Annotated in this window: 6 protein-coding genes; 5 read left to right on the top strand and 1 reads right to left on the bottom strand. The window is 68.3% G+C overall.

Annotated elements, in window-relative coordinates; all coding sequences use genetic code 11:
* Nucleotides 1-68: 68 nt before the first annotated feature.
* Nucleotides 69-1,457 carry a cation:dicarboxylate symporter family transporter gene (locus ACTHL9_RS02135; protein WP_440517017.1) on the bottom strand — a complete coding sequence of 463 codons (1,389 nt, stop codon included), beginning with the start codon at nt 1,455-1,457 and terminating at the stop codon, nt 69-71.
* Nucleotides 1,458-1,569: 112 nt separating this feature from the next.
* Here ACTHL9_RS02135 and ACTHL9_RS02140 point away from each other — a divergent pair, with 112 nt between their 5' ends.
* From ACTHL9_RS02140 to ACTHL9_RS02160, 5 genes are all read left to right on the top strand, one after another.
* Nucleotides 1,570-3,198, top strand: a complete 1,629-nt coding sequence (locus ACTHL9_RS02140) for a sensor histidine kinase (protein WP_440517018.1) — start codon at nt 1,570-1,572, stop codon at nt 3,196-3,198.
* Nucleotides 3,195-3,890 (top strand): response regulator, encoded by a 696-nt coding sequence (locus ACTHL9_RS02145; RefSeq protein ID WP_440517019.1) that lies wholly within the window; start codon nt 3,195-3,197, stop codon nt 3,888-3,890. Before ACTHL9_RS02140 ends, ACTHL9_RS02145 begins: the two co-directional genes overlap by 4 nt.
* A 96-nt stretch (nt 3,891-3,986) precedes the next feature.
* Nucleotides 3,987-4,136, top strand: a complete 150-nt coding sequence (locus tag ACTHL9_RS02150) for a hypothetical protein (protein WP_440517020.1) — start codon at nt 3,987-3,989, stop codon at nt 4,134-4,136.
* Nucleotides 4,137-4,168: 32 nt separating this feature from the next.
* On the top strand, nt 4,169-4,309 hold the full coding sequence (locus ACTHL9_RS02155) for a hypothetical protein (RefSeq protein WP_440517021.1): 141 nt from the start codon (nt 4,169-4,171) through the stop codon (nt 4,307-4,309).
* A gap of 189 nt (nt 4,310-4,498) precedes the next feature.
* The gene (locus tag ACTHL9_RS02160) at nt 4,499-4,702 is read left to right on the top strand and encodes a cold-shock protein (RefSeq protein ID WP_440517022.1); all 204 of its coding nucleotides are present in this window, start codon (nt 4,499-4,501) and stop codon (nt 4,700-4,702) included.
* Nucleotides 4,703-4,854: the final 152 nt, after the last annotated feature.

The raw sequence follows: 4,854 nt of genomic DNA on the forward strand, positions 1-4,854 counted from the left end.
CCCGGGGGGCGCGTTCTGTTTGGGGGGGGTAAACCCCCGCCACCGTGGAGGGCGCAACGGGAAAGGGGTCAGACGCTCGCCGCCTCCGGCGCGTCGACCGCGCGAGGCGAGGTCCCGGCGTCGTCCGCCGCGTCGCCGTGCTCGTGATCTGAGAGCATCGTCGACTCGTCGAAGGGACGGCGTCCGGAGAGGACCTCGCCCACTTGCTGGCGGTCGATCTCGCTTGTCCACACGCCCATCAGCACGGTGGCCACGGCGTTGCCGGTGAAGTTCGTCAGTGCGCGGGCCTCGGACATGAAGCGGTCGATGCCGACGATGAAGGAGACGCCTCCGACGAGCTGCGGCGCGTGGGCCTGCAGTCCGCCCGCGAGGGTGGCGAGACCGGCCCCGCTCACGCCAGCGGCACCCTTCGACGCGATGATCATGAAGACGAGGAGCGCGATCTGCTCGCCGAGGCTGAGGGGCTGACCCATGGCGGTCGCAATGAACAGCGAGGCCATGGTCAGGTAGATCGCGGTGCCGTCGAGGTTGAAGGAGTAGCCCGTCGGCACTGTCACGCCGACGACCGGCTTGGACACGCCGAGGTGCTCCATCTTCGCGATGAGGCGCGGGAGCGCGGCCTCGGACGAGGACGTCGAGACGATGATGAGGTACTCGCGGGCCAGGTACTTCATGAGCTTGAAGATGTTCACGCCGGCTACGGCGCGCAGCACGCTGCCCAGGATCACCACGATGAACAGGATGCAGGTGATGTAGAACGCGAGCATGAGCGTCAGCAGGCTCAGGACGGCCTTCCAGCCGGTCGCGCCGACGACGGCGGCAATCGCACCAAAGGCTCCGATGGGGGCAACCCACATGATCATCACGAGGATGCGGAAGACGAGCACCTGCGCCTGGCGGATGAACTCGAGGATCATGCCGCCGGCCTTGCCCATGCGCTGCAGGGCGAAGCCGACCAGAAGGGCCACGAAGAGCGTCTGGAGGATCTGGCCGGAGGTGAGGGACGAGACGAGAGTGTTCGGAATGATCCCGAGCAGGAAGTTCGTCGTGTCGGTGGCCTCAGGCGCCTTGTAGGTGGCGTCCTTGAGGTTGAGGCCCTCGCCGGGGTGGATGAAGTTGCCGACCACGAGCCCGATGCCGAGGGCGAACGTGCTCATGATCAGGAAGTACACGAGCGCGAGGCCGCCCACCTTGCCGACCGTGGTGGCCTTCGCAATGGAGCCGATCCCGAGCACGATCGTGCAGAAGATCACGGGCGCGATCATCATCTTGATGAGGTTCACGAATGCGTCGCCGAGCGGCTTGAGGTTGGCCGCGAGGCCATCCTTGCCCGGGAACACGAGGCCGACGACCACGCCGAGCACCACCGCCACGATCACGGCGATGTAGAGCCAGTGCGTCCGATCGACCTTCTTCTTGGCCGGCTGACCCGCCGACGTGTGTGGCACCGTTGCCATTGGTCCTCTCCCTCACTTCGTGCCGCTTCCGAACCGCGGCCCTTCCACCTTCCAATACCCTGTGAGGAAGGCCACTATTGCGGTCATATTGGTCACGAGGAACGGGAACTCAATGCGGCAACTCAGCCTCGCGCGACGGCTGTTCCTCCTCCTGGTGCTGGCCGTCGTGCTGTTCACCGCGTTCATCGGCACGGCATTCTTCCTCGATGCACGCGACCAGCTGCGCCAGGCCGCGGGCGAGCGTACGCTCTCGGTCGCCGAGGCCATCGCCGACAGTCCCGCCGTGGTCCAGGCCGCACGCGGGGCAGCGACGGCCAGCCCCACGCCGACGCTCCAGCCGTATGCGTCGAAGGTCAGCGCAGACGCGGGCCTGGACTTCATCACCATCATGTCGCCGCAGGCCGTCCGCTGGACTCATCCCAATCCGGCCGAGATCGGCGGAACCTACATCGGATCGACGGCCCAGGCCCTGGCCGGCCAGCCGTTCACCGAGACGTACACGGGCACCCTCGGGCCCTCCGTCCGCACCATCGTGCCGATCAAGGATCCCGGCGACGGCAAGGTGCTCGGCATGGTCGCCGCCGGCGTCACCGTGACGACCCTCGACGTCGCCCTCGCCTCGCGCCTGCCCGCGGTCGTCGTCGTCGGCCTCCTCGTGCTGCTCCTCGGGTCGCTCGGAGCGGCGATCCTCGAACGCCGCCTCGCGGCGGCGACCCACGGATACGGCCTCGAGCAGCTGAGCCAGCTGTTCGCCTACTACGAGTCGGTGCTCCATTCAGTCCGGGAAGGCGTGGTGATGGTCGACCCGCGGGGACGCCTCGTCATCCGGAACGATCAGGCCTCCGAGCTGCTCGGGCTCCCGCCGGAGAAGGCGGCATCTCCCGCGCCACTCCTCGACGACGTCGACCTCCCCACAAGCCTCCGCGACCTGCTGGCCAGCGGACGCACGGCCCACGACGAAATCCACCTGACGCGGGATCGGGTGCTCGTGGTCAACCAGGAGCCGGCATCGACTCCTGCCGGGCGGCGGACGCGCCGCCTCGGTTCGGTGGCAACGCTGCGCGACCGGACCGAGATCGAGGCCATGGGCACCGAGCTCGAGACCATGCGGACGCTCTCGGACGCGCTCAGGAGCCAGACGCACGAGCACGCGAACCGACTCCACACGATCGTGTCGCTCCTCGAACTGGGCCGGACCGAGGAGGCCAGGGAGTTCGCGACCGAGGACCTAGCGCTGAGCCAGTCGATCGCGAACGAGCTCGTGGTATCTGTGGAGGAGCCCGTTCTCGCGGCGCTCGTCATGGGGAAGGCAGCGCAGGCCCACGAACGCGGGGTCCGGCTGGACGCGGAGGCCGCAGGAGACCTCGCCGCGGCGGGGCTCGAGGCGAAGCACGTGGTCACCATCGTCGGGAACCTGCTCGACAATGCCATCGATGCGGCGGCTGCGGCTCCCCCGCCCCGCTGGGCATCACTGGAGATCCAGGAGGAAGGCGAGAACGTGCTGATCGAGGTATCCGATTCGGGCCCGGGCGTTCCCGTGGCCGAACGCGACCGCATCCTGCACTTCGGATACTCGACCAAGCCCCAGAGCGCCACCGGTCGAGGCCTCGGACTGGCCCTGGTCCGCCGGTCGGTGGAGGCGCTCGGCGGCACGCTCACCGTGTCCGGCACCCGTGGCGCCGTGTTCACGGTGGCGATTCCGTCGCGGAACACGCGAGAGAACTCGGGGGGCAGGGTGTGAGCGTTCTGCGCGTGCTGGTGGTCGAGGACGAGCCGATCGCGGCCGACGCCCACGCCGCCTACCTCGGCCGGCTCGAGGGATTCGCCCACGCCGGCACGGCGCACGACGGGGCCACGGCCCTCCGGCTCGTCAATCAGCTCGCTGCGGCCGGCACACCGGTTGATCTCGTGCTGCTGGACATGAATCTTCCCGATCTGCACGGTCTCGACGTCGCGCGCCGCCTGGGGGCAGCGGGCCACCACCCGGACATCCTTGCGATCACGGCGGTGCGGGAGCTTCCCGTGGTCCGCAGGGCGATTTCCGCTGGGGTGGTGCAGTACCTCATCAAACCGTTCACCTTCGCGGCCTTCGCGGAGCGGCTCGAGCACTACCGCCAATTCAGGGAATCCCTCGCAGGAACAGGCGGAACGGCCTCGCAGGACGCGGTCGACGAGGCGCTCGCAGCGCTCAGGACGCCCGTGGGAACTCCGCTTCCCAAGGGCCTCTCGCTGGACACCCTGGAAGCCATCCGCGCGTTCGTCCGGGACAAGGGCGCAGCTGTGTCCGCGACTGAAGTCACCGAGGCCGTCGGCGTCTCGCGCGTGACGGCCCGCCGCTACCTCGAGCACCTTGCCGACGCCGGAGTCCTCACCCGATCCGCCCGCTACGGCACCCCTGGGCGCCCCGAAAAGGAGTACCGCTGGGCGGGATGAAAAAGCGCGTGGTCTGGGCTAGTGCCGTCGGAACCGCCCAGGAATACCGTTGTGGTGAGGGGTTGTCCCCCTCGCCAGACGACGGCAGGAGGAGCTATGAGCGAGTCGAGCGAGCCCGCACCCGCTGAGGACGAGACCCTCAGCGCGCCGGCGCGGAAGACGGTGGACGTCTCCGCACTCCCCGATGGATCGGGCAATGACCGTGACGACGACGAGCAGGACGACGAGCGCTTCGACGCCGGCTGATCCTGACTCTGCGTGGAAGAGAGGAGCACGTCATGACGCAGGGGATTGACGGAAGCCGCATCCAAGACCCCGCCGAGGCCGACGACGGACGAGAGCGCGAAGCGTCTGCCGATGACTCGCAGGACCTGGAGGACGAGGAGCCGAACCCGGACATCGACCTCGGCTACGACTGACGGCGCACAAGGCTGCGGACTGGGCAGAACCGCCCTCGGACCACTAGTCTAGATGTTGTAGTTCGAGTGTTTCGTTTTGTCTTTGCAATGATGGCCTCCGCCGGAAGCCCTAGTTGACTCTGATAGGCGGTTACGACACCGCTGCACTGCGTTCCCGAGAGGCGGGGACGCACGTCCGAGGAGGGCAACATGGCAACCGGAACGGTCAAGTGGTTCAACGGCGAAAAGGGCTTCGGCTTCATCGCCCCCGATGACAACAGCGACGACATCTTCGTCCACTTCTCCGCCATCGAGGCGAAGGGCTTCCGTGAGCTTCACGAGGGCCAGAAGGTCGAGTTCGAGTCGCAGCAGGGCCCCAAGGGCCTCCAGGCGGCAAAGGTCCGCCCTCTCTGATCCCTGCGGATCACCACTGAAGGGCGGCCGCGGGCACCCGGCCCGCCGGTTGTTTGTGCGGGGGCGTCGACATGAGGGCATGCGCCCGCCCCCCCCCCCCCCCGGGCCCCGCGGGCCCCCCCCGGCCCCCCCCCGGCCCCGCGGGGGCGGGC

The organism is Sinomonas sp. (genome assembly GCF_051955515.1).
Lineage (GTDB): Bacteria > Actinomycetota > Actinomycetes > Actinomycetales > Micrococcaceae > Sinomonas.

Bases quoted from the DNA above. Each gene is read 5' to 3' on its own strand.
- ACTHL9_RS02135 (WP_440517017.1), bottom strand. From the start codon at position 1,457: ATGGCAACGGTGCCACACACGTCGGCGGGTCAGCCGGCCAAGAAGAAG.
- ACTHL9_RS02140 (WP_440517018.1), top strand. From the start codon at position 1,570: ATGCGGCAACTCAGCCTCGCGCGACGGCTGTTCCTCCTCCTGGTGCTG.
- ACTHL9_RS02150 (WP_440517020.1), top strand. From the start codon at position 3,987: ATGAGCGAGTCGAGCGAGCCCGCACCCGCTGAGGACGAGACCCTCAGC.
- ACTHL9_RS02155 (WP_440517021.1), top strand. From the start codon at position 4,169: ATGACGCAGGGGATTGACGGAAGCCGCATCCAAGACCCCGCCGAGGCC.
- ACTHL9_RS02160 (WP_440517022.1), top strand. From the start codon at position 4,499: ATGGCAACCGGAACGGTCAAGTGGTTCAACGGCGAAAAGGGCTTCGGC.